Source organism: Pseudomonas sp. 32A (assembly GCF_052682255.1).
The window spans coordinates 2,561,771-2,585,631 of sequence record NZ_JBQYLY010000001.1 but is presented as its reverse complement, the minus strand read 5'-3'; the positions used below and the strand labels follow the sequence as shown (position 1 = coordinate 2,585,631).

17 protein-coding genes and 5 pseudogenes are annotated in these 23,861 nt (G+C 56.5%); 9 read left to right on the top strand and 13 right to left on the bottom strand.

Annotation, left to right across the window (positions count from 1 at the left end; translation table 11 throughout):
• The first annotated feature begins 71 nt into the window (after positions 1-71).
• The 5 genes from ACUN0G_RS11830 (at position 72) to ACUN0G_RS11810 (ending at position 5,428) form a co-directional block, all read left to right on the top strand.
• On the top strand, positions 72-1,256 hold the full coding sequence (locus ACUN0G_RS11830; protein WP_445573493.1) for an OprD family porin: 1,185 nt from the start codon (positions 72-74) through the stop codon (positions 1,254-1,256).
• Positions 1,257-1,313: 57 nt separating this feature from the next.
• Complete coding sequence (locus ACUN0G_RS11825; RefSeq protein ID WP_445573492.1) at positions 1,314-2,288, top strand: hypothetical protein; 975 nt, start codon at positions 1,314-1,316, stop codon at positions 2,286-2,288.
• Between the two features lie 64 nt (positions 2,289-2,352).
• Entirely contained in the window at positions 2,353-3,111 is a 759-nt protein-coding gene (locus tag ACUN0G_RS11820) for an SDR family NAD(P)-dependent oxidoreductase (RefSeq protein ID WP_445573491.1), read from the top strand.
• 50 nt (positions 3,112-3,161) lie between these two features.
• Positions 3,162-4,457, top strand: a complete 1,296-nt coding sequence (locus ACUN0G_RS11815; protein ID WP_445573490.1) for an MFS transporter — start codon at positions 3,162-3,164, stop codon at positions 4,455-4,457.
• The gene (locus tag ACUN0G_RS11810) at positions 4,457-5,428 is read left to right on the top strand and encodes a VOC family protein (RefSeq protein WP_445573489.1); all 972 of its coding nucleotides are present in this window, start codon (positions 4,457-4,459) and stop codon (positions 5,426-5,428) included. Before ACUN0G_RS11815 ends, ACUN0G_RS11810 begins: the two co-directional genes overlap by 1 nt.
• Before the next feature lie 150 nt (positions 5,429-5,578).
• Here the strand turns inward: ACUN0G_RS11810 and ACUN0G_RS11805 are convergent.
• A pseudogene (locus tag ACUN0G_RS11805) lies at positions 5,579-6,253 on the bottom strand (EamA family transporter); the annotation flags it as partial.
• A gap of 116 nt (positions 6,254-6,369) precedes the next feature.
• On the opposite strand from ACUN0G_RS11805, the pseudogene istA (ACUN0G_RS11800) reads away from it, so the two are divergent.
• From istA (ACUN0G_RS11800) to ACUN0G_RS11790, 3 genes and pseudogenes are all read left to right on the top strand, one after another.
• Positions 6,370-7,868, top strand: a pseudogene (istA, locus tag ACUN0G_RS11800) (IS21 family transposase).
• Positions 7,861-8,663 (top strand): annotated as a pseudogene (istB, locus tag ACUN0G_RS11795) (IS21-like element ISPsy20 family helper ATPase IstB). Before istA (ACUN0G_RS11800) ends, istB (ACUN0G_RS11795) begins: the two co-directional pseudogenes overlap by 8 nt.
• A gap of 507 nt (positions 8,664-9,170) precedes the next feature.
• Positions 9,171-9,599, top strand: coding sequence for a hypothetical protein (locus tag ACUN0G_RS11790; RefSeq protein ID WP_445573488.1), 429 nt, complete (start codon positions 9,171-9,173; stop codon positions 9,597-9,599).
• Between the two features lie 734 nt (positions 9,600-10,333).
• Here the strand turns inward: ACUN0G_RS11790 and ACUN0G_RS11785 are convergent.
• The 4 genes from ACUN0G_RS11785 to ACUN0G_RS11770 all read right to left on the bottom strand — a co-directional run bounded on the left by ACUN0G_RS11785 (position 10,334) and on the right by ACUN0G_RS11770 (position 13,980).
• Positions 10,334-11,371, bottom strand: a complete 1,038-nt coding sequence (locus ACUN0G_RS11785; RefSeq protein ID WP_445573487.1) for a DUF1176 domain-containing protein — start codon at positions 11,369-11,371, stop codon at positions 10,334-10,336.
• A gap of 73 nt (positions 11,372-11,444) precedes the next feature.
• Positions 11,445-12,074, bottom strand: a complete 630-nt coding sequence (locus ACUN0G_RS11780; RefSeq protein ID WP_445573486.1) for a hypothetical protein — start codon at positions 12,072-12,074, stop codon at positions 11,445-11,447.
• A gap of 20 nt (positions 12,075-12,094) precedes the next feature.
• A complete protein-coding gene (locus ACUN0G_RS11775) occupies positions 12,095-13,546 on the bottom strand; it encodes a M48 family metallopeptidase (RefSeq protein WP_445573485.1) in 1,452 nt (483 codons plus the stop codon).
• 2 nt (positions 13,547-13,548) lie between these two features.
• Entirely contained in the window at positions 13,549-13,980 is a 432-nt protein-coding gene (locus tag ACUN0G_RS11770; RefSeq protein ID WP_313629919.1) for a hypothetical protein, read from the bottom strand.
• Between the two features lie 190 nt (positions 13,981-14,170).
• On the opposite strand from ACUN0G_RS11770, the gene ACUN0G_RS11765 reads away from it, so the two are divergent.
• Positions 14,171-15,121, top strand: a complete 951-nt coding sequence (locus ACUN0G_RS11765) for a helix-turn-helix transcriptional regulator (protein ID WP_445573484.1) — start codon at positions 14,171-14,173, stop codon at positions 15,119-15,121.
• A 272-nt stretch (positions 15,122-15,393) separates the two neighbouring features.
• On the opposite strand, the gene ACUN0G_RS11760 is transcribed toward ACUN0G_RS11765, so the two are convergent.
• The 8 genes and pseudogenes from ACUN0G_RS11760 to ACUN0G_RS11725 form a co-directional block, all read right to left on the bottom strand.
• Positions 15,394-16,212 (bottom strand): abortive infection family protein, encoded by an 819-nt coding sequence (locus tag ACUN0G_RS11760; RefSeq protein ID WP_445573483.1) that lies wholly within the window; start codon positions 16,210-16,212, stop codon positions 15,394-15,396.
• 295 nt (positions 16,213-16,507) lie between these two features.
• Positions 16,508-18,295 (bottom strand): DEAD/DEAH box helicase, encoded by a 1,788-nt coding sequence (locus ACUN0G_RS11755; protein WP_445573482.1) that lies wholly within the window; start codon positions 18,293-18,295, stop codon positions 16,508-16,510.
• Between the two features lie 217 nt (positions 18,296-18,512).
• Positions 18,513-19,316, bottom strand: coding sequence for an IS21-like element ISPsy20 family helper ATPase IstB (istB, locus tag ACUN0G_RS11750; RefSeq protein ID WP_445573481.1), 804 nt, complete (start codon positions 19,314-19,316; stop codon positions 18,513-18,515).
• Positions 19,309-20,807, bottom strand: a pseudogene (gene istA, locus ACUN0G_RS11745) (IS21 family transposase). Before istA (ACUN0G_RS11745) ends, istB (ACUN0G_RS11750) begins: the two are co-directional and overlap by 8 nt.
• Positions 20,808-21,203: 396 nt before the next feature.
• Positions 21,204-21,697: pseudogene (locus ACUN0G_RS11740) on the bottom strand (Tn3 family transposase); the annotation flags it as partial.
• Positions 21,698-21,743: 46 nt separating this feature from the next.
• Entirely contained in the window at positions 21,744-22,082 is a 339-nt protein-coding gene (locus tag ACUN0G_RS11735; protein WP_445573480.1) for a DUF3325 family protein, read from the bottom strand.
• Positions 22,079-23,599 (bottom strand): PepSY-associated TM helix domain-containing protein, encoded by a 1,521-nt coding sequence (locus ACUN0G_RS11730; RefSeq protein WP_445573479.1) that lies wholly within the window; start codon positions 23,597-23,599, stop codon positions 22,079-22,081. The genes ACUN0G_RS11735 and ACUN0G_RS11730 overlap by 4 nt, the downstream gene beginning before the upstream one ends.
• Positions 23,599-23,856: a DUF3649 domain-containing protein gene (locus ACUN0G_RS11725; protein WP_445573478.1), complete on the bottom strand. Its 258-nt coding sequence runs from the start codon at positions 23,854-23,856 to the stop codon at positions 23,599-23,601. The genes ACUN0G_RS11730 and ACUN0G_RS11725 overlap by 1 nt, the downstream gene beginning before the upstream one ends.
• Positions 23,857-23,861: the final 5 nt, after the last annotated feature.

Here is a 23,861-nt window from a genome sequence, read left to right as displayed (position 1 = left end):
AATAAAATACGGGCACTTTCATGACGTATAAAAATCATAAGGCCCTTTGCGCGGCGTTATGCATCAATTGCATGAGTGTTTCTCTCTTGGCCCATGCTGCATTTGTGGAGGATGCTAAGTACAGCGTGCAAATGAGAAATTTCTACATCAATGGCGATTACCGTTCCAGCGGTGTCGCTCAATCTAAAAGAGAAGAATGGGCGCAAGGTTTCCTCTTTACAGCTCGGTCGGGCTGGACGGAGGGAGACTTAGGCTTTGCTGCGGAAGCAAATGCATCTCTGGGTATCAAACTGGATACAGGTAGATCTCGATCTAATACGGGCTTGCTGCCTGATAGTTACGGAAATACCGGGCCAGATGAATACTCTCAACTCAGTGGGATCGCCAAACTTCGCTATGCAAAGACACTATTAAATATCGGGGAATTACGTCCGCAGTTGCCTATTTTGACGTCCAGCGACTTGCGATTGCTCCCCCAAACTTTTACCGGATTTATGCTGGAAAGCCGAGACTTGGACCCCGTCACCTTGCAGATGGGGCGATTTACGGGCACCAGCTACCGAGCGTCGACCAACGCCAATGAAAAGCTGCAAATCTATAATTCTTCAGCAGAAAGCGATGATTTCCGTTATGGCGCTATCCAGTACAAAGTCAATCCGTCGCTGCAGGTGGATGTGTGGCATGACGACCTGCAGAATATCTACAGTCAAGAATATTATAATGTGGTCACCAGCACGTCGCTTTATGATTGGCAGTTAGGAGCCAGTTTAGGTTTGTTTGTCAACCGTGATGCGGGCTCTCAACGCGCGGGTAATATCGACAATCAACTGACATCCCACATGTTCAGTGCCTCATCAAAAGGTCATACGTTTCGGCTCGGTTATCAGAAAAGTCGAGGCGAAACGGCTTTCCCTCAGATTGTTCAGACCGACGTAGCCATGGCCAACGGTGTCATGGTATTGGGATTCAATCGTGCTTACGAAGAGTCATGGCAAGCGCGTTACGACTTGGATTTTGCACCCTATGGTGTCCCAGGTCTTCGTTTCTTCGCGCGTTACTTGCGGGGCGATGGCTTTGAGGTTGCGGGACAGGACGGCAAAGAGTGGGAGCGCAATTTAGATCTCAGTTATGTCATCCAGGGCGGTCCTCTGAAAAATCTTTCCTTCCGCTGGCGACATGCGTCCGTGCGTTCGGATGCCGTCACGGCATTGGATGAACATCGACTGATTATTCAATACACCTTTAACTTTAACTAGGTAGCCCGGGCATCGAGCCGCGGTGTGATCCATGTGACCTCTAATAAGGCTGACTTCATGCAACAGGCTTCTTCGAATTTTGAACTTCCTTGGATGTTTCATCCCACGCAGTTGGTCGATGATCTGGAACACGCGGCTGCATGGTTCCAAAAGGTCTTCGGTCGTGACCGGGTGACATGGGCTCAACGCTGGGACTTGAGCAAGCTTTCTCCGGAGTACCCTGTCGACTATTCCTTCTGGATCATGATTGGAGAGGTTGTGCATGACGTGATCTGCCCCGCGCTCTATAAAGTTGAAGGAGACGCGGTGCCATGGGGTGAGTACGCTGGACTCTCGGGAATCAGTTGGTGGGTGAGGGACTCCAGTGGGTTTGCGACCGCCATGGAGTCACATGGATTGACGCTCATCGATCAGGCCGGACAATCGATCAAGAACGGGCGATTCGCTCGCTCTTTGCTCACTGATGAATTCACCCTGATGTCGATGAGTGCCGAAGAGGTTGGATTCCCGCACACATTCTCTGAAATTCTGGGTCAGTCCAAAGCACGATTTGCTCAGGTGGACCATCGCTTGGCTGATGGATGGCGTCTCCCATCTGCGGGAGCAACGGACCCTCTGGGCATAGTGGCCTGCGCTTGGCAGACCATTTCGACTGTCAATGTTGATCGGGCAAGATGGTTATTCACTGACGTTCTACGTGGACAGTTCCTCGGTCAAGCGCAGGATGTGGTCAGCTCTGGAGACGCTCACTATGTCTACGCTGCCAATACTGTAGTCGAGCTAGTAGGGCCTCGGGGCTCGCAATCTGCTGACGCGGCGGACACCTTTGACTCCATCACATTTTTGGTGGAAGACCTCGATAAGACCCGGGCACACCTGAGCGCTTGTGGCATTCGCTTGGCGCTCGAAGCTGGCGATCTCATCCGAACTGATCCGCGTGATTGCCTGGGTGCAACCTGGGGCTTCACTCGACGCCTTGCGCCTTCGGACCCAAGGCTTGAAATACCTGAGTGGGCTGCGTTGGCTTCTTAATTGCCCTTCTCTGCTCCGACTGCTGATCTCAGCGCTATTAATTCGCAATTATTGGAGATGCACGATGAACACTCACGGCAAAACGGTGCTGATCACAGGGGCCGATGGTGGGCTTGGTCGAGACATGGCCGCACACCTGGCCAAGGCAGGCTGGTCGCTTGTTCTGGTTGACCGCAGTGACACTATTCATCAATTGCCTGCACGTTTGAATGTGGCGCCAGATCAGGCCAAAACCCGCCAGTGCGACCTTGCTGACGAGGCTCAACTGGAAGCGCTGTGTAGTGAAATCCGCGAGGGTGAACTGCGCTGTGACGCGCTGATCAACAACGCTGGTATTTCCTCCTACGGTCAAGATGGCAATCGCTTGTCGATCGACGACATCGATCGAGCAATTCTGCAGAATGTGCTAGACATTAATCTCATCGCGCCGTTTCTGCTGTCGCGCGCGGCTTTGCCAGCGATGCGCGAGCGCAAGTGGGGGCGGTTGGTTCACATTGCCTCCCGAGGAGGCCGCACTTTTTCCGAAGTGTTCCCGTCGAACTTCTCGGCCTCAAAGTCGGGGTTGATTGGGCTAAGTCGCAGTATCGCCGGGGAATCGGCGCGCTTTGGCATTACCTCCAATGTCATTGCTCCTGGCGTCATCATCACTCCGCAAACCGGCAAAGTTGATCCAGCGCTGCTCAGTCAGGCCAAGATTCCCGCTGAGCGCTATGGCGAGCCTGCGGAGATTACCGGCGCAGTTGCCTATCTCCTCTCAAATGAGGCTGGCTTTACCACGGGGTCAGTCATGGATATCAACGGCGGTGCCTTCATGCCGTCTTAAGGCGAATGTATTCTCCTCCCAACTGCTTAACAATAATAAGAGTAACTCACATGGCTATAACCAAAACCTTGAATGCTGAGAGCGTCTCAAGGCCAATTAGTAAATGGTGGTATGTCATTACCAGCTTCGTCGCGTTGATGGTCGGCGTGAATTCGGTGAACATTATATTTAACGTCATGGCGCCGGCGCTGATGACTGAATTTGGATGGACTCGCTTACAGCTGAATTCGGGTTTGACCATTTTCACCATTGTTGATGGCATCAGTGTATTGCTGGTCGGCTTCTTGATTAGCAAATACGGAATAAAGAAGGTCGCAATCCCTACAGCGGCTCTGTTTGGCATGGGGATCGGGCTGGTCGGGATATTGCACAACGATATTGTGCTTTTTTACCTGTGCTGTGCCGTCGCGGGAGCGGGCGCTGGCGCCGTGGGTCCCTCTGTTTACTCGGTAGTAATAGGCGCCTGGTTTGAAGATAAGCGTGGCCTGGCATTAGGTATCATCAATGTCGGGCTTGGGCTCTGCGGCACCCTCATGCCATTTCTGATCCACTACCTGTTTTCTGCGTATGGATGGCGCTGGACATTCGGTGTAGTGGGTATGCTGTGCGGATTTATCCCAGCTATCGCCTATGGCTCCGTACTGAGGATGCCTGGAGCATGGGAAACTGCACGCGTGTCGGCCCAATCCGACGGCAGGGCAATTGGGGAGCCACTCGGCGTGCTGCTAAGACAGCGTCCACTCTGGCTCATCAGCATTTCCATCATGCTGGTTTCAGCGGCAACGTACGGCATGCTTTCGCAGATTGTGGCCATTTGTACTGACTACAACATTGATCGGGCTGTGGCGCTCTCCATTTTGGCAACAGCAAGCATCAGTTCGATCGCATCCAGGCTGGTGGTTGGCTATCTGCTTGACCGATTGTTTGCTCCCTTCCTGGCATGCTCGATCTTTGTTCTGTGTGCAGTGGGTGTCATTGTCATGACTCAGACTTCACAGGTTCCCATGCTCTATCTTGGAGCTGTTTTGCTGGGCCTGGGTCTTGGCGCAGAAGGTGATGTCGCTGCTTACATCATTAGTCGTTACATCGACAAAAACTCTTACGCCAAAGCACTGGGTGTCGTTATTTTCCTGTTTGCCCAGGGCGGGGCATTAGGCGTTGCTCTGTTGAGTTACACCTATTCAATCACCGCCAGTTACACCATCGCCGGGGTGTTGATCTGTGCCCTGACGGTCCTCTCTGCCATTTCATTACTGCTTCTGGGCCCTTATCGATATGACGTGAAAGGCAAAAAAATTGATCGGGTGTCCACAGCAAGGCACACCAGCCCATTGGAGGATCACTGATGCCTGCCTCAGTACCTGCTCTATATCACCCAACGCTTGCGGTTCATGATCTGGAGGCTGCTCGGGATTGGTTTCGACGTGTTTTCAACCGCCCGCCATTGCGCTGGGAGGAAACCCTGGATCTTAATACCTTGAATCCGGAATACCCTGTCAATTATTCATTCTTCGCGTTTATCTGTGATATTCATTGGGTCTTTCTCTGCCCCGCCTTGCATGCGCAGGGCGCCTTGAAGGGGCAAGCTCGCTACCAGCATAAGCCGGAGGGGATGATCGGCCTCGGCTGGTACGCAAACGATGCGGTAGCGATGTTTGCCAAGCTGGGGGCCCACGGTATCCGTTCCCATAACCAGCGTGGGGAACGCATCACTGCTCAACAGCCGCCCACTTCGTCTTTTCTGCCCGATGTATTCACCGGGTTTACCGAGCCCGAAGACACAGGCATTCGCTACGAATTCCAAGAGACGGGAAGGCGACACTGGGCAAAGTATTCCGAGAAAGCCGATTTGCGATTACGCCCCGATTGGCGTGGGCCGGAGCTTGACCCTGAGGATCCTTTAGGCTTGTTGTTGACCTCCCATCACACCATTGTGACGGCCGATCTCGGGCGGGCGTTTAAGCTTTACACTCAAATTCTCGAGGGTGAAGAGATCCAGCCAATCGCAGACGTCGAGGCCGGAAGGCGCAGCACCTTCGTTCGTCTGGCTGACACGATCCTGGAATTCCAGGTCCCACTGCCTGGCACTGAGTTGTGGACACGGGTATCAGAGGGGGAGGACTACTACCAGGGCGTTACTTATCTGGTGGTAAATACTGATAATGTCAACGCGCACCTCGATGACGCAGGAATACCGTACATCGTCGGAGCGGATGGTGAAACCATCATTCCATCGGCATCCGGTTTCGGGGTTCAATGGCGCTTTGTATGGTCATTACCCTATTGCAAGGAAGCACGAAGACCTCCTGCCTTCTGACACCCTGAAATGCGAACGCTCCAGCGTCAATCCGCTAAGCGTTCGCGATGCTGGCCACAGCCTCGACTCTGAATTTTAGAGCAACGCCCAGTGGGGTATCAGAGTAAGCGTCCGGCCATCACATATTTACAAACGTTTAATATTCGCTTTTCAAGCCGTGACGTGCAGCAAAACCGCGCCAACCAGCACCAAAACCACTCCTATCACTTGGGTAGTTGACAGTCGCTCCTTGAAGAAAAAGTAGCCCAGAATGGCTGCAATCCCGCCCGAAAGAGTGCTAATGACTGTTACTATTGAAACGGATCCTACTGTCGTTCCCAAAGAGAATGCCGAGAATCCGCCTAGGTTCATAAGACTGGTTCCGGTTAGAGCGATGCAATTTTTGGGACTCGGGATTTTCATTCCCTCCCTGAATCTCAGAATGATAAACAGTAGCACGGTGATCCCCACTGAGTATCCGAGCCAAAGCATCGGGATTGGGCCAAGCAGTGGCAGAGTGAATTTGCCTTGCAGCCAGAAGCTCGATCCATAAAGAACAGCCGCAAGCAGGGCATAACCGACTGACCGGGTAGTGTTTACGTTGTGCGGTAGGTCGGAGCCCCTATGGATGCTCGAAAGCATTACCCCAACGACGCAGAGACCGATCCACATAAATTGCATCATGTTGATTTGTTCGCCGCTGACCCAGGAGAGTAGAGTTGTGATCACTCCATAAGAGGTGACTAGCGGTGCAATGATCGCTGCCTTTCCCAATGCGAAAGCCTTTGATAGCGCTAAGGCTCCTGACACAGTAAATGCGGCAGCTACAACTCCCATACCCCACACGTGTTGCCGCTGACCGAAAACTGACCCAGTAGAGGCTGTTCTGCCGACTGAAAACTGACCCAGGTGCTCAACTGCTTCTGCTCACTTTTTGAGCAGGAGAACACAGGGTGATCAGCATGGAAATGTTGGGAAAAATCCGGCGGATGTACTTCCGCGACAAGCTCTCGCTGCATCAGATAGCCAAGCGTACCGGGCTGTCGAGAAACACCATCCGAAAATGGGTCAGAGCGCCCGAAGCCAGTCAACCAGCGTACCAACGGTGCGCATCCTTCAATAAGCTCAACCCTTTTCACGAGACCCTGGAGCAGGCGCTCAAGGCCGATTCGTTCCGGCCAAAACACAACCGTAGGAGCGCCAAGGCACTTTTTGAGCAGATCAAGGCCGCGGGTTATGACGGCGGTTACAGCCAGCTCACGGCGTTTGTCCGCTCTTGGCGAGGGGAGCAAGGCAAGTCTTACGCGCTTTTGTACCGCTGACGTTTGCGCTCGGTGAGGCCTTTCAATTTGACTGGAGCGAAGAAGGTCTGCTGATCGGGGGTCTTTTTCGACGTATCCAGGTCTCCCACATGAAGCTGTGCGCCAGCCGCGCATTCTGGTTGGTTGCGTACCCCAGCCAAGGCCACGAGATGCTCTTTGATGCCCATACCCGTTCGTTTGGAGCATTGGGTGGTGTGCCGCGTCGCGGCATCTACGACAACATGAAAACGGCTGTCGACAAGGTTAACAAAGGCAAAGGCCGCACGGTCAACGCCCGGTTTTCCGTGATGTGCGCGCACTATCTGTTCGATCCGGACTTCTGCAACGTGGCCTCTGGCTGGGAGAAGGGCATCGTCGAAAAGAACGTGCAGGACAGCCGGAGGCGAATCTGGCTCGATGCTCAAAATTGCATGTTCCATACCTTTGAGGAACTGAATGTCTGGCTCGGCCAGCGTTGCCGGTCGCTCTGGAGCGAACTGGTGCATCCGCAGTACAACGGGCTGACGGTGGCCGAGGTCTTGGAGCTGGAGCAGGTCGAAATGATGCCAATGCCGACGGCATTTGATGGCTATGTCGAGCGTACCGTGCGGGTCTCCAGCACCTGTCTGATCAGCGTGGCGCGAAATCGCTATTCAGTGCCATGTGAGCGAGTCGGCCAGTGGGTCAGCAGCCGTTTGTACCCTTCGCGGATCGTGGTCATTGCCGACGAAACGGTAATCGCCAGTCACGAGCGCCTCTTTGATCGAGATCAGGTCAGTTTTGACTGGCAGCACTACATCCCACTCATCGAACGCAAGCCTGGTGCATTGCGCAACGGCGCGCCATTTGCTGATCTGCCAAAACCGTTACGGCTTCTCAAACGAGGACTGAGGCGTCACACCAACGGTGATCGAATCATGATGCAGGTACTGGCTGCTGTGCCAATTGCGGGTCTCGAACCAGTGCTGGTGGCGGTGGAGCTGGTACTTGAGTCGGGAAGTCTGAGCGCCGATCACATCCTCAATGTCGTTGCCCGCCTGACCTCCACCGCACCACCTCCCTGTGTAGAAACCAGCCTGCAACTCAAGGTCGCGCCTGTTGCCAATACGGCACGCTACGACCAGCTCCGTGCGACCGATGAGGAGAATCGCAATGCGTGACCTAATGACTGAACTCAAAGAACTTCGCCTGCACGGCATGGCCAGTGCTTGGGAGGAACTGGTTTCTCAAGGAACAGCGTCGACGGCTTCATCGAAATGGCTGCTGGAACATCTGCTTCAGCAGGAACATGCGGATCGCGCGGTGCGCTCGGTGAATCATCAGATGAACATGGCAAAACTCCCCATGCACCGTGACTTAGCTGGCTTTGACTTCAGCGCTTCCAGCGCTGATGCCCGACTGGTCAGCGATCTATCCAGCTTAGCGTTCACTGAAACCGCGCAGAATGTCGTGTTCATCGGCGGCCCTGGAACCGGGAAAACACACCTGGCCAGTGCCTTGGCTGTATCCGGAATCACGGCCCACAACAAACGCGTGCGCTTCTTTTCCACGGTGGATCTGGTGAATCTGCTGGAGCGTGAGAAGTACGATGGCAAGGCAGGGCGAATCGCCCAGGCACTGCTGCCACAGACCTGGTGATACTGGATGAACTCGGATATTTGCCCTTCAGCCAAAGCGGTGGCGCCCTGTTATTTCACCTGCTGTCCAAACTGTACGAACACACCAGCGTGGTCATCACCACCAACCTGAGCTTCTCGGAATGGTCGAGTGTGTTTGGCGACGCCAAGATGACCACCGCGTTGCTGGATCGGCTGACACACCACTGCCACATCGTCGAAACGGGCAACGAGTCCTACCGCCTGCAACACAGCACCTTGGCCGCCCAGACAAAGATCAAGTCACGGGAACGAAAGCGCAAGGACGGAGATAATATCGAGGACGATGAGCCATTTTGATCCGCACCATAAATACCCTGCTGCATGCATACATGCGGTGGGGCTTGATGCGTCTTGAATCGGCACACTGCTGCTAAGCTTATCCACAATTGCTGGGACAGAAATCAGCAATCCGTCCTGGGTCAATTTTCAATCGGCAGGGTGGGTCAGTTTTCAATCAGCGCCAACAGCCGTCAAGCAGAGCTACAGAAGTAGGAAGGAAAAGTACGGCCGCAGCGCCAGATCGCGTGTGGTGAGAGACGGAGATGTATTTCCCCTGACTCGACCTCAACAGGTTTACGGGGAGAATAGTCCCGAAGTGATTCAATCGCCTGTTTCGCGGGTCAAGAGATGATCGCCATCACCGATGATGCCGGTGCTTTTGAGTTGGATTCTAAAGAAATTGAGCCGGATGACTAGTTGCGGTCATCCGCTAGAATGTTCACCCATCAAGAAGACAGAGTAGTCTCTGTGAAATCGTTATCGCACCACGCAAGTCGACGGGCCCTGATACTTGGCGTCTTTTCTATGACGCTACAGCTTTCCGGCTGTGTTGGGATGTTCAATAAAGAACCTCGCGAAATAGCTCAGTCCTGGGTAGGCTATAACGTCAATTTATTGCTGAAAAAATGGCATGGAGATCCTTCAGATTCTTTCAAGGTTGGCAATGAAACGGGATACTACTGGAGCTTTGGCGACAATGGTGGCTACGTCAACGCCTCTCACCAAGAGGCCCAAGGCTATGGCGGCAATGGCCAGATGGTCATGGGTGAAGTCGGTGGCGGTTACTACCGACCTGCGGTCAGCTATTGCGATCTGACCTTCTACACCGATAGCTCGGGCATCATCACCCGCTACGCTTTGAAAGAGTATGACCGCAATAATTGCTCGCGATACATCAACAGTTGGGGCGGTCCAAACCATAGCCGATCCGGTATTGCTCAAATATTTGAATGATTAATTCATCGCTTCGCTGCTGAACATAAACCGGTAACCAAGACCCACGCGGTCCGCGGTTCACTCAGGTTAAGCCCTGCTAGCCTAGGCTCCAGCACCCTTTATGAAAAAGTGAATGAACATTGAACAGGGCGACGCATAAGGCTTAAGCGGGTTTCAGCGTGTAAATCGACGATGGCCGAATGCTTGAATTGTTGGTTGACGAAATCTTTTCGGGTGACTGCGTATGGCAAGTCATGGATGCAAACGGACAGGTTTTGGATCGTTCCGACATTTAGCACGATCAGGCGATCAGGCTCACGGCCTGTGCGCCGGTCTGAACAAAACGTTGAAGTAGGAAAGTCGGATGAAGCATAACGAGCATGTAATGACCTGGCTCGGCACATCTGTGCGATGAAGCCTCGCGCCCAGGGTGCGAGTTGAAGCGCATCATCGAAATCACAGAAATCGTCGCTCGGTACGCTTTCAGCACCGGAAGCGTTTGAATAGAAAGTCACCCCAGGCACGACAGCCGAGGTTTGGCGCGACGTGGGCTATGACGCTGGCATGCGAGGCCAACTCACGACTCCGGCCCGCACGATCAGAGCCAAGGAGCTTTTTCTACCATTGGGAGCGAGGCTACTACACCGCCGAGGCCGACCGGATCGCCGAGGAAGGCTAGTAGCCTACCGACTCCGCATAACGAACCGATAGGAAAAATGGCTACCAAAAGCAAGCTTGTACTGGCGCTTGCTTCAGATATCTGCTGCCCGGTACATCCGGGGCCAATAACGCGACTCCACGCCAGCGCAGCGCCCCATGCCAGACAGCCACAGTGGCTGGAACCGCTTACCGTCGAAGCGCCAGAACTGCTCACTGCCACAGTCACCAAAGCCCCTTGCCCGGTTAAAACTCGACAGTTCTCCTGTGTCCGGATCGTAACCAACAGCGCCGTTTGGCTCATCGCCCAAGGCATCAGGAAAATCCTGCATTTCAAGAGGGCTGGCCTGCTCAGGATGCTCACGCGGTGCTTGGTACAGCGCATATGCGCAGTTGTAGGCTGCACACCAGGTTTGGATGATAACCAGCGCCTTTTCCTTGGTCAGGGCGTAAACGCTGGCCTCGACCTTGCTCATATCATCGACGTCTTGCTTCCAGCTATCACGAGTCGCAGCGATCACCGCATCGCCGATCCGCTTTTGTTCTGCATCATCCGGTTGCCCAACAGGCGTGAACTCCGGCAGTATAGGTGCGACCGGCGCCGACGGCACTTCACTGTCAGGCTTGTCGCCTCGACGCATCAAAGCGCTCTGTGTGCCGACTCGCTCTTGCACTGCATCCATCAACAACAGTGAAGCACTGATTCCATCAAGCGACGCTACCTGCTCGCCCTGTGTCGCAGCTACAGTCAGGCGATTGCCATTGCGTAACTCGTCGATCAGCGTCAACGCTGCGGCACCGGTGGCGTACCAATCCTCGCCTGATTCTGCATCGCCTTGTTGCAGTGCACTCCTTAACGGTTTGCCGTCCAGTTGGGGCTGGCCTTTGACGTCCTGTTGGGTATAAAGAGCAACCCTTGGCCTTCCTTCAGGACCGGCCTTGCGTGTAATGCGTACCGTCCACTGCGCAATCTCCATGTCCTCGGACGCAGACACTGCTGTGCACTGACGTGTGTTGTCGCATCCCACCACCCAGTCCTTGATTTCACGATACAGCGGCACGTGCTCAGCTGCGTATGGCGCAGAGCTCACCGCAGCGGCCGCCAGCCCTGCGGCGATCAATGCGGACTTCATACGAAACCCACCTGACGCTGACGCAGCGCTGCCAGTTCCTGCTCGGCGCGAGCCACGTTCAAGTAGCTCTCCATCACGCCCATGAGCTGGTCATCGCGCAGCGGTTTTCCGTTGACCCGATAGCCCACGGACATGATACGTACCTTGGGCGTGCCACGGTGCGCGTAAACAGGGCCTTGGAGAACTGGAAGCTGACCTTGCGTTGGTGCGCGTTATCGCCGGAGTCCGGGCCGAGTTCGAGCATCAGCGATTCCACCCAACCGCCGTTCTTGTAGCTCACACGCCCCACCTGCAGCAGATCGATGGGCTGCTGAAGGTTGTGCACACGTAGATGACGGTGATCCAGAGTCATGAACACAAACTTGCCTGAGTGGCGGTTGGCCCAGGTAGCGGCAACCAGTACGGCAACCCCGACCAGGCAGAAGATCAGGGCACCCACGCCGCCCTTGTCACCCGGACGATGCAACCCACCCATGTCACGCAGCACCGCCAAGGCCAGCAGTGCCATCACCAGCGCGGCGATGGGCAACACGTATTTGACACGGGGTGAGGAGGTGAACTCGGTCTTGTCCGGCACCGAGTCGATGAAGGCTTGCAGGTCGCCGGCGGCGTCTTCGGCCTCGATGCGGGTGGCCTGGTTGTATTCGTCGGTCAGCGACGCAGCAAGGTCGGCAGCGCTGCCAGGTTGGTAAGGTTTATTCATGGGTCGAGTCTCCGTGCTGCTCATGCGGCGTGCTCCGTGTCTGCGAGCAATTGGTTGAACCACTGGCTGTCGGCCTCGCTGGCCGGACGGGACGCCTGACGTATCAAGTCATCGTCCAGTGCCACCTTGAGGTTGTGTACGCGTTGCAAGGTCGGCGGATGGGTGTCGAAGGGGTGCTCGACACGGTGTTCGAGGGTGTGGGGGCTGACCGGCAACGCGTGCTGCCCCATGTGGCTGTTGAGCGCCTGCACAATGTTGCGGGTCTGCGGGCTGGCGAGCAGCAGGTCGATCAGCTCGGACAAGGCACACACCCGTAGCAAGGCGCTGGCGAACGTGCGGGCACCGGCCACCCTGGCGCCCACTTCGTCGGCGGCCAGTTCCTGCCGGCGGCTCCAGTGATGGAAGGCCTGATCGAATCGCTCAAGAAAGTACAGCGACACCCAGATGCCAGGACCGGCCAGCAGGGTGTCGCTATCGTTGTCTTCGAGCATGGTGTGGATACGTGAATGCACGCTATGGAACAGCGACGACAGCTGCGAGCCCTTCTCCGTGTCGCCGGACGCGAAGTGTCCCAGCTCATGTCCCACCACAGCGCCTGCTTCGTCCTGGCTCATGGCCGAGGCGTAGGTGAGCGGGATATACAGCGTGCGCCCAAGCAACGGCGCTTGCGCTGATTGCAGGAACACCTGGCTGCTGGTCACGAACCAGGAGCGATCAACGCCCACCACGATATGATCCGGCGAGGGCGCATTGGCCGTGCGTGCAATGTCGTCCACCCAACGCCACAGGCCCGGCGCATGCTCGCGTGGCAATTCACGCCCCAGCAACCCTAGCGCAGGTGCCTCCAGCGGTGCCAGCCGCTTGCGGATGCTGCGCAGCAACAGCACGCCACCTGCCAGCACCACCCACAGCGGCAGGGTGAACAGCAGCGGCATGGCGCCGCCCCTGTCCCAGTTGCTGTAGGCCCAGACCATTTCGTAGAGCAGGCACAGGCTGATGCCTGCCACTAGCAGCGCCACATCAAGGAAGATCAGTTGGGTAACCCGCTGCCAGGCCAGTGTCAGGTGCTGCAGCATGTAGTCTTGCGAACGCATAGAGCGCAGGGCGTCGTACTTGAGGTTACCCAGCAGCGCCAGACCGGTCAGGGCGGCCGCCAGCGCACACAGCTCAGCCAGGTGCGCGAGTAACCCGCGTAGCGTCAGCCAGCCGTGGTCCTGCACGATGCGGGCGATCTCCTGCTGCATATGCGGCACAATGTACTCGGCCCCCACATACCCGCCGGTCAGGCTCTTGTGCACCGGCAGCAGATGCTCGGGGTCTTTTTCTGCGGCCACGATCCAGTCGCGCATTTGCTGCTCGTCGCTCAATGCCCAGTGCACGCGACCGTCTTGCAACAGTGCGTAAAGCATCAGCCCCAACGGGACCAGAAACAGAAAGGCCAGCAGCCGCAGCCTGCGTGATGAGGTGGACATGATCACTTCTGATTCAGGTAGTCGGTGAGGAACGCTTGGGCATCGCCCTGTGAAGATAGCCCTTCGCTGTAGCCCACGTTCAACTCCTGGCTTTCGTCAGGCAGGTACAGCTCGCCATAGCCATCTTGAAGGATCAACGCCACGAACTTCTGGCCGTTGACCACGGTGCTGTAGCGCGTGTCTTTGGCGGTCTTTTCCACTTTCATTTTCTGGATGCGCAGGTTCCAGTCATGGTCCACCCCTTCCACTTGCACCAGGGCCTCGTTGGCAGCGCGGGCGCCGATGCGCAGCGTCCATACCTTCATGCCTTGCTCACCTTGGTAAGCCATGACCTTGTCGGCCACTTCCGGGCGGGCGTCGTCGGCCAGGGTGAAAGCGGAAGTCAGCAGCAACGCGCCAACGGTAAGTGCGCGCACGCAGGTGCTCAGAAACATGCCAGTGTCCTCGGTAATGAAATGAGGGTACCTGATAAGCCAGAGTCACCGAATCGTCAAGGTTGCTGACCGCCTCACACAAGTGAATAGCCGCCGGTCACAGGCACTGGTTAAAAAATCACCACCTGCACTATACTGTGACCCCGTTGTCGGATTGACGTCAAATAGCTGTTAGCCAGTATTGAAAGCCATGCAGAGCTGGACCCCTTATCGGGACACCGAAGTGTTCTTTGATGGCCCGCAGCCCTTGAGCCGGTCAAATATCCTCGACGCGTCCGCGCGCGAGATCATCGGCAGTGCCAGCGGGTACTATCAGGCGCGAACCGTGCGCCCATTAATGCAGTATTTCGACTGCGACCTTCGCTTTACCGAACCGCTACGCATCCACAAGGTGCTGCCCGACAGTCTGTGCATTGTGCAGGTCCTCGAAGGAGGATGGAGCCATAGCATCGACCGCCGCACGCCTAATCGCTACACGACGGAAGCAACAGTCAGCCTGGGCCTGAGCGAGCCAATGGAAGCGGTGGACATCCTGCCGGCCGGTAGCCACGCACGTCTGGCGGGGCTGCGCATCGCCGGATCGTTCATTCACGAACAGGCTGAGGAAGGCGACACCACACTGTTGCCGCTGCTGCGCCTGCAACAGGACGGTGTACGTTTCACGCCACTGCCCCGCTGCATGGCGCTGCGCTCGCTGTTCGAGCGCCTCTACCAGACGCCCTACCACGGCGCACTGGGCAGGCTGCATCAGGAAAGCCTGACCCTGGCAGTTCTGGTGGAGCTGGCAGTGCACCTGGGCGGCCAGCAAACCCGCCCCCAGGGCCAGACCCGTGCCCAGCGCGATCTGGCACACGAAGCCCGGCAACTGCTCGAAGACAACCTCCCCCGGCCACCGTCCAGCCCTGAGCTCGCATACATGCTAGGTGTTGGGGAAACCACGCTGCGCCGCGCCTTCAAGCAGGCGTTCGGCAGGTCAATGCTGAACTACCTGCGCGACCGTCGCATGGAGGTGGCTCGCCAACTGTTGCGCGAACGCAAATGGCAGGTGGCGCAGGTCGCGTACCGTGTCGGCTACGCAGACCCGGCCAACTTCACCCATGCTTACAAGGCGCGGTTCGGGTATCCGCCGGGGATGGAGTGAGCGGCGTATTGAATCAACCTTAGCTAAGCCGACTTGTTTGAGCACCTCTGCGGCCATCTGGGGCACATCGTACAGCCGAACGATCTGTGCTGCAGCAGCCCGCCGTGCTCGAATTTCGTGAGTGCCATGATCGTTTTTCGTGACTAGTGGCTGTCTTTGAGAAAGATATGTGTGCTTGCTTGAAAAGCGATGTTTTCAGCGGTTAGAGGGGTTTAACGCTTATCCTGCAGAAGCGAGGCTGAAATATCTGGGTCGTTTTCCTATGGCTGGGATCAAAATGAAATGGACTCATCCCAGAAAGGATCTTCAGCTTTATGAACAGTGGCCTTTGCCTTTATTCTCACTTCTACCGCCTTGATGAAACGGATGGATGAGGCCACGTGATTGAAGATCAGCAGGCTTTCGTCGTAGTTCAGAATTGGATTGTCATGCGCGAGGCTCTTGTTATTGCGCACATCATTGAAGGCCTCCAAAACTGAGATGCTGGATCGTAATATGCGCTCTGTCATCGCCGACTCAAGATGGCCACTCACGCGTAGCGCTTTCGCATATTCACCGAACACACTGTGTAACGGTTTGTCCCGCGTGACCGTTATGCCATGAGGCTCACAGGTGACCCGGATGAACTTGTTTACGAATGTGTGCAAGCGATCTAAAGCGCCCTCCGGCTGGTTTTTTTCGATGGCTTCACGCACATGTTGGGCCACCACTTCGAAATCACGCTCGTCGGCAATCGCCGTCAGTGCCTCTAGGTCAGCGACAGGCTGGTTACTCAAGAGTCGCTGAGCAATTCTACGGCAGTCATCTTCGAGCGTTGAGTTACTGTCTCTCAGCAATTTGAATTGGAGGCCGTAGCAAATTAGCCCTTCGAGGACTTTACCAACAGTGTGGTTTTGCCCAATGCCCCAGAAGGTACGCATCCTCTTGGCCTTCGAATCACCACTTACTCGAAACTGAGCTGCCTCAATATCGACACGGAAGTCGAGAAAAAACTCTGCATAGGTGCGATCCGAGAAGCTCAGGACATACCCATCACCCATACCAAACAGCATTTCAAGTTTGCGCCGCTCTAAAGCACTTATCTCTGCCATGTCTTTTGTCTCAACTTCGTGAACGCGAATATCTACGTCATCGCCCCCTCAGTTGACGGCGGGACTGTGGTGTACCCAGCAACGATACAATGCCGGCCTCTCATAGTAGCCGGCCCACGTGCGTATTGGTGACGTGTACTCATGGTTGATTTCATAGCAGTTAGAAAGGCCGGAGCGTATCGAGCTCATGGCAGCTTCATTCGCTTGGCAGCCGTCAGCCCTCTCACTGGCGAGCCATCCGGCTGGGTCAGGTCGGTCAAGCTAAAATTCTATTCTTTTTGGAGGACCATGGTGTTCATGCTTGTGGCCTAAGTAGCGACGCACTAGCTGAACCAATGCAGGCTTCCAGCCGCTCGCTGCTCAAGGCATTCACGGCTTCCGGTGTCATGCATCCTGCGTGGAAAAGCCCGAGGTGTTGCCCCCTGGTCCGGCCGAGCGGTAAGTTTGTGAGCGGCAGCGCACCGGCCGGAAGGCCGAATTCGAGTCGTTGCAGGACTTCGTCGAGTCCCGCCAGGAACGTGGGTTGGTCCGGGAAGAGTGCCGACAGGATTTGATGCGTGGAGCGCAAGTGAAAGCGGGTTGCGTCGGCGATTCCGATGATGTTCCCGTATCCGACAGCGCCTCCGGAGGGCGTGGTTGAGAACCGCCTCTCCAACACGTCGACAGGGGTGCCCTTGATCCAGTCGTGCATGAGCGCCGCGCGTTTGCACCGGCACCAGAACTCAATCTCGTCCTGGCAATATCGCTGCAGCGCCGGTGTCATCGCATGCCCATAACGCTGCGCCCCATCATTGGCGCGCACGCTCTCCGACCGTCCCCGCTTCATAACCGGAGTGTAGATCGCATCCATTTCGTTGAGGACCTGCACCATCGCCAGCACCTGGGTGGGGGACGTCTGTGCGGCGTTCAGTTGCTTCATCAACTCGACCAACCGCAGGCTCGACTCAAACGATAAGGACGAAGCGCCGCAGGCGCGTCCGAGCAAAGTTAGGTGGATCAACTCGCCCTCGCGCTCGGCCAGCCCGGCCTGCTGCAGGCGCTCAACCAACGCAGTGACTTCACGCTCCACGATTGCGATCCATTGCGGGTTTGCGCGTGATGCAGAGTAGCCGCCGAACTTGTTGACCAGAAGGCCAGGAATTTCGGTGGCTCGCACTTTCCGAACCTGACTAAGCAAGTGCAATGTCCAGGTCGGCAGGTCGCGCTGCTGGAAGGATGACTTCACGTCTTCAGGCACGCCGAGTACGTACGTCTGGAACAGTTGCGCGCGTTCCATCGGCGTTTCAGCAAGGATGATGGCCTTGCCGGTCTCGTTGTATCGGAGCCGTCCTGCCCGTCCTGCCATGTTCTTGTACTCGGCGACGGTGAATGGGCGGCCGTCCTCACCGACGAACTCGTTCTCGGCCAGGATCACCGTCGATGCCGGCGTGTTGATACCTGCAGCTAGCGTTGTGGTGGCCACAAGCGCATGGATACCGCCGCCAGCGTTGCGATAACCTTTCTCGACGGCTTCGCGCTCCGCGCGCAACAGATTGGTGTTGTGGAACGCGGTGCCACCTGCTAGGCATTCTCGCAGATCCTGCGAGACGCCGGTCAGATCCTGAGTCGGCAGCACGTCCAGGACGGTCGTCGCAGGACCCTGGTCCAATTCCTTGGACAAGTATTTGGCGCAACCCTGTGCAGGACCACGCATGTTGCGGAAGACCAGCAACTTCTCGCCCTGTGCTACCAGTTGTTGAATCAACGGCACGATCACGTCTTGCGAGCTGGGTTTGTCTCGACGCTGCACGATGCGATGCACAGGCAACAGGGCTTCGGTCTTGGTGGTGCCGTCTACATCGATGAACTGGAGCGTCCCGCGCCGATCGAGTACGCCCTCAACCAGAGGCACAGGCCGCTCGCGGGACATCAATAAGGGCAGGTCGAGCCAGCGATCGAAGCTGTTGAGGTTGCCAATGACCGCCGACAAGATCACCAGTTGCGGCTCAATGCCGCGCTGACGTGCCCGCAGTAGGAGCGCGAAAATCAACTCGACCGTAATGCCTCGATTCGGGGCCGTGATGAACTGGCCCTCATCAAGCACGACGAGGCCGAGGTGGTTGAGCAGGCGCGGCGAGCCGAGCGCCAGATTGAGATAGGTTTCGTAGGTGAGGAAACCCAGGTTGTTGGCGCTGATTGAAAATTGACCCAGGACGGATTGCTGATTTTTGCCCCAGCAATTGTGGATAAGCCTAGCAGCAGTGTTCCGATTGAAGACGCATCAAGCCCCACCGCATGCAGCAGGGCATTTATGGTGCGGATTAAAATGGCTCATCGTCCTCGACATCATCTCCGTCCTTGCGCTTTCGTTCCCGTGGCTTGATCTTTGTCTGGGCGGCCAAGGTGCTGTGTTGTAGGCGGTAGGACTCGTTGCCCGTTTCGACGATGTAGCAGTGGTGTGTCAGCCGATCCAGCAACGCGGTGGTCATCTTGGCGTCCCCAAACACACTCGACCATTCCGAGACGCTCAGGTTGGTGGTGATGACCACGCTGGTGTGTTCGTACAGTTTGGACAGCAGGTGAAATAACAGGGCGCCACCGCTTTGGCTGAAGGGCAAATATCCGAGTTCATCCGGTATCACCAGGTCTGTGCGCAGCAGTGCCTGGGCGATTCGCCCTGCCTTGCCATCGTACTTCTCACGCTCCAGCAGATTCACCAGATCCACCGTGGAAAAGAAGCGCACGCGTTTGTAGTGTGCCGTGATTCCAGATACAGCCAAGGCACTGGCCAGGTGTGTTTTCCCGGTTCCAGGGCCGCCGATGAATACGACATTCTGCGCAGTTTCAGTGAACGCTAAGCTGGATAGATCGCTGACCAGCCGGGCATCAGCGCTGGAAGCGCTGAAGTCAAAGCCAGCTAAATCACGGTGCATGGGGAGTTTTGCCATGTTCATCTGATGATTCACCGAGCGCAACGCGCGATCCGCATGTTCCTGCTGAAGCAGATGTTCCAGCAGCCATTTCGATGAAGCCGTCGACGCTGTTCCTTGAGAGACCAGTTCTTCCCAAGCACTGGCCATGCCGTGCAGGCGCAGTTCTCTGAGTTCAGTCATTAGATCACGCATTGCGATTCTCCTCATCGGTCGTACGGAGCCGGTCGTAGCGTGCTGTATTGGCAACAGGCGCCACTTTGAGTTGCAGGCTGGTTTCTACACAGGGAGGTGGTGCGGTGGAGGTCAGGCGGGCAACGACATTGAGGATGTGATCGGCGCTCAGACTTCCCGATTCAAGTACCAGCTCCACCGCCACCAGCACTGGTTCGAGACCCGCAATTGGCACAGCAGCCAGTACCTGCATCATGATTCGATCACCGTTGGTGTGACGCCTTAGTCCTCGTTTGAGAAGCCGTAACGGTTTTGGCAGATCAGCAAATGGCGCGCCGTTGCGCAATGCACCAGGCTTGCGTTCGATGAGTGGATGTAGTGCTGCCAGTCAAAACTGACCTGATCTCGATCAAAGAGGCGCTCGTGACTGGCGATCACCGTTTCGTCGGCAATGACCACGATCCGCGAAGGGTACAAACGGCTGCTGACCCACTGGCCGGCTCGCTCATATGGTACTGAATAGCGATTTCGCGCCACGCTGATCAGACAGGTGCTGGAGACCCGCACGGTACGCTCGACGTAGCCATCAAATGCCGTCGGCATTGGCATCATTTCGACCTGCTCCAGCTCCAAGATCTCAGCCACCGTCAGCCCGTTGTACTGCGGATGCACCAGTTCGCTCCAGAGCGACCGGCAACGCTGGCCGAGCCAGACATTCAGCTCCTCGAAGGTATGGAACATGCAATTTTGAGCATCGAGCCAGATTCGTCTCCGGCTGTCCTGCACGTTCTTTTCGACGATGCCTTTCTCCCAGCCAGAGGCCACGTTGCAGAAGTCCGGATCGAACAGATAGTGCGCGCACATCACGGAAAACCGGGCGTTGACCGTGCGGCCTTTGCCTTTGTTAACCTTGTCGACAGCCGTTTTCATGTTGTCGTAGATGCCGCGACGTGGCACGCCATCTAACGCGCCAAGTGAGCGGGTATGGGCATCGAACAACATCTCGTGGCCTTGGCTGGGATACGCAACCAACCAAAATGCGCGACTGGCGCACAGCTTCATATGAGAGACCTGAATACGCCGGAACAGGCCGCCGATCAGCAGACCTTCTTCGCTCCAGTCGAATTGAAAGGCCTCACCGAGCGCAAACGTCAGCGGTACAAAAGCGCGTAAAGACTTGCCTTGCTCACCTCGCCACGAGCGTACAAACGCCGTGAGCTGGCTATAGCCGCCGTCATAACCCTCGGCCTTAATCTGCTCAAAAAGTGCTTTGGCGCTTCTGCGGTTGTGTTTTGGCCGGAACGAATCGGCCTTGAGCGCCTGCTCCAGGGTCTCGTGAAAAGGGCTGAGTTTGCTGAAGGTCGCGCACCGTTGGTACGCTGGCTGAGTGGCTTCGGGCGCTCTGACCCATTTTCGGATGGTGTTTCTCGACAGCCCGGTACGCTTGGCTATCTGATGCAGCGAGAGCTTGTCGCGGAAGTACATCCGCCGGATTTTTCCCAACATTTCCATGCTGACCACCCTGTGTTCTCCTGCTAGAAAAGTGAGCAGAAGCAGTTGAACACCTGGGTCAGTTTTCAGTCGGCAGAAGAGCCTCTACTGGGTCAGTTTTCGGTCAGCGGCAACAGAGCATCGGCTTGGTCACTCGCTTGAATGCACGATGGTCTAGCTCGACAATGTTATAGCATCGATTGCATCGAAGTCTGCCTGTCCATCGCGACCTTGCCGGGCTCACCGTTCGTTTCCATAGCTTTGTCGAAAAGGCACTTGGCTACCGCCTAATCGCGTTTGGCGGTCAGCAAAGAATCGACGGTTTGGCCGTGCTTGTCGACAGAGTGTGTAGAAGTATTTCCAGGCACCTTTGACCTTGATGTAGGGGTCGCTTCAGAAAACGGAAAACATCGTACGCTAAGCCGGTTGCAGCGGTCGTAGCGACCTGAATTTGCCCGCGCCGATCTTGGCGCTGCTGCGCCAGAGGTAATCGCCGGTCAGGTTGATGTGCTCCGAGCCCAGCGGCGACAGGTATTGCAACAGCATGTCATCGACAGCGTGGCCGTGGCCGCGCAAAGCCCTTGCGGCACGTTCCAGATAGATCGTGTTGCACAGCACGATTGCCGCCGTCACCAAATTGAGGCCGCTGGCCCGGGAGCGTTGTTGCTCGAAACTGCGGTCGCGGATTTCGCCCAGGCGGTTGAAGAACACGGCACGAACCAAGGCATTGCGCGCTTCACCTTTGTTCAGTCCGGCGTTGACACGGCGGCGCAGGTCGACACTTTGCAGCCAGTCCAGAATAAACAATGTGCGCTCGATACGGCCCAACTCCCGTAGGGCATGGCCAGGCTGTTTTGGCGTGGATAGCTGCCCAGCTTGCGCAACATCAACGAGGCAGTGATGGTGCCTTGTTAGCTTTGTGTCGATAGCGGACGGTCAGTACCACCGTCAGACCGCTCAAGTAGAAAACTCAATTGCCACAGCCGTTAAGAACACTGCCACCGCTGCCTTGCCGGCCAGCGAAATGAAACGCGGGAAATAAGCTAACCCCACGCTTATCGTGTAGCCCAACACCGCGAATGTGCAGAACCACGTGACCCATGATCGGCCATCTGGCGCACTCGCTATACAAAAGATTAACGATCCCGCAACGCCAGTGAATCCCAGCCAACGCAACGCCCGCTGGCCGGGCCATGTCGGTCGGTTGTTGAAGACGTCGCGGTAGTGCCTGTTTAACGAAAGGCACAAAGCCGTCAGGGCCGCGTATAGCAAAGCGCTCCATGTCAGCAGGCTCATGAATGCTTCTCGCGTCGGGAGGCCCTTGAACCCGGCGCACGAGTTTGCGGTATGCACTGCTGCACAGGTTGGTAGAGCCGCCAGGCCACAATCGCGAAACTCATTCCAAGCAGTCCGCAGACCAGGTTCAGCCCGTTCATTGGATGGGGACCTGTAAGGATATCGAGCACAGGTAACCCACCACACGTCAACGCACACAGCATTGTCTGCTCTCGCCAGGCACGTTGGATCGACCGAATTTGAGCGTGCAATAGCGTTAGCAGCCAGGTGCAGAAGAAGGCCTGTATTTCACGAACATCCCGAACGGGCATTTCGCCGGGCAGTAGCCGGTTGGCCCAGAGAAACGCAGCCATAGCCGTGGGCAGGCCGAGCATTGCCGCGATGTTCAGGCCTTCAATATGGCGATAGACCCTGCGCGTTGCGTTGCCTCTTCGTTTGATCACCCACAGCTGCAGCCCTGTGGCAATCATCGCGCAGCCGCCCAGCCCACTGAGAAATAACAACACACGCAGCAGCGGATCGGCGAAATGCGCCAAGTGCAGCCCGTACATCACACCATAGAAAGCCTTAACGGGCCCCGTTGATGGGTTCGTGCCGACCCACTCACTACCCACGCCGTCCAGCACTAGACGTTGCGGCTGCGATGAGACGTGATCCAGAGTGTCCCTGAACAGCTCGACGCGGGCATTGACGGCTCCCGGCGCAGCGATCGACACACGAGCAATATGCTCTTGACCCCAATGCTGCCGGGCTTGCTGAATGAGGGTTTCTGGCGAGGCCAGAACGGCCCTCCCGAGCGCCGGCACCTGCGGCGGACTGAAGTCGCGAATGTCACGAAAGAACGCTGCGCGATCAGGGCCATAGACCAGATCGACGCCCCACGGGATATACACGAACATTAAGGTGATCAGCCCGGTGTAGGTGATCAGTGCATGGAACGGCAGCGCTAACACACTCAACGTATTGTGCGCATCGAGCCAGGAGCGCTGGCCTTTGCCTGGTCTGAAGGTAAAGAAGTCCTTGAAGATGCGCCGATGGATAATCACGCCACTGACGATGGCGATGAGCATCGCCATGCTGGCAACGCCAACGATCCAGCGGCCGATCTGCGACGGCAGGCTGAGCTGAAAATGAAACCCGTAAAAGAAGTCTCCGCCAAAGGTTTTGCGCGGGTTTAGTGTCTGCGCGGAGGCTGGATCAAGCCACTCGCTGTTGTAACGTCGCTCCCCTGCACCTTGCCACATAACCTGAGTCACAGGCAGACGCGTCGTGGGCAGGTCAATCAGCCAGGAAGCGGCATCCGGCGCACGCAGCTCCAACCAATTCATCGCTTGTTTGAGTGAAGCGGCCTCGCTGATCGGCGCCGAGGGGCGAATTTCCGGGTGCATCCAGGCGGTAATCTCACTGCGGTAATAGCTGGCAGTGCCGGTCATGAAAATAGCCAGCAACAGCCAGCCGACAACCAGCCCCGACCAAGTGTGCAGCCAGGCCATGCTTTGACGTAATCCTTCTTTCATCAGGTATTACCAGGCTGGGAGACGGCGGACAACCACACATAGCCACCCCCGAGCAGCAACGTCGCGGCATGCAGCCCCAGCCAGGCGCGCAAGGCCGAGCGTGCCGCGAAAACCCAGATGGCTGCAAGGCACAGAATCAGGCAGGCAGGCAACGTCGCCGCCAATACGGTCTCGCCGCGAGGCTGTAACACGACAAGGGGCAGCCCGATGGCCAGGCAGGCGGTGAACAGCGCGGTGACGGCGTACCCGCCTATCACCGCTG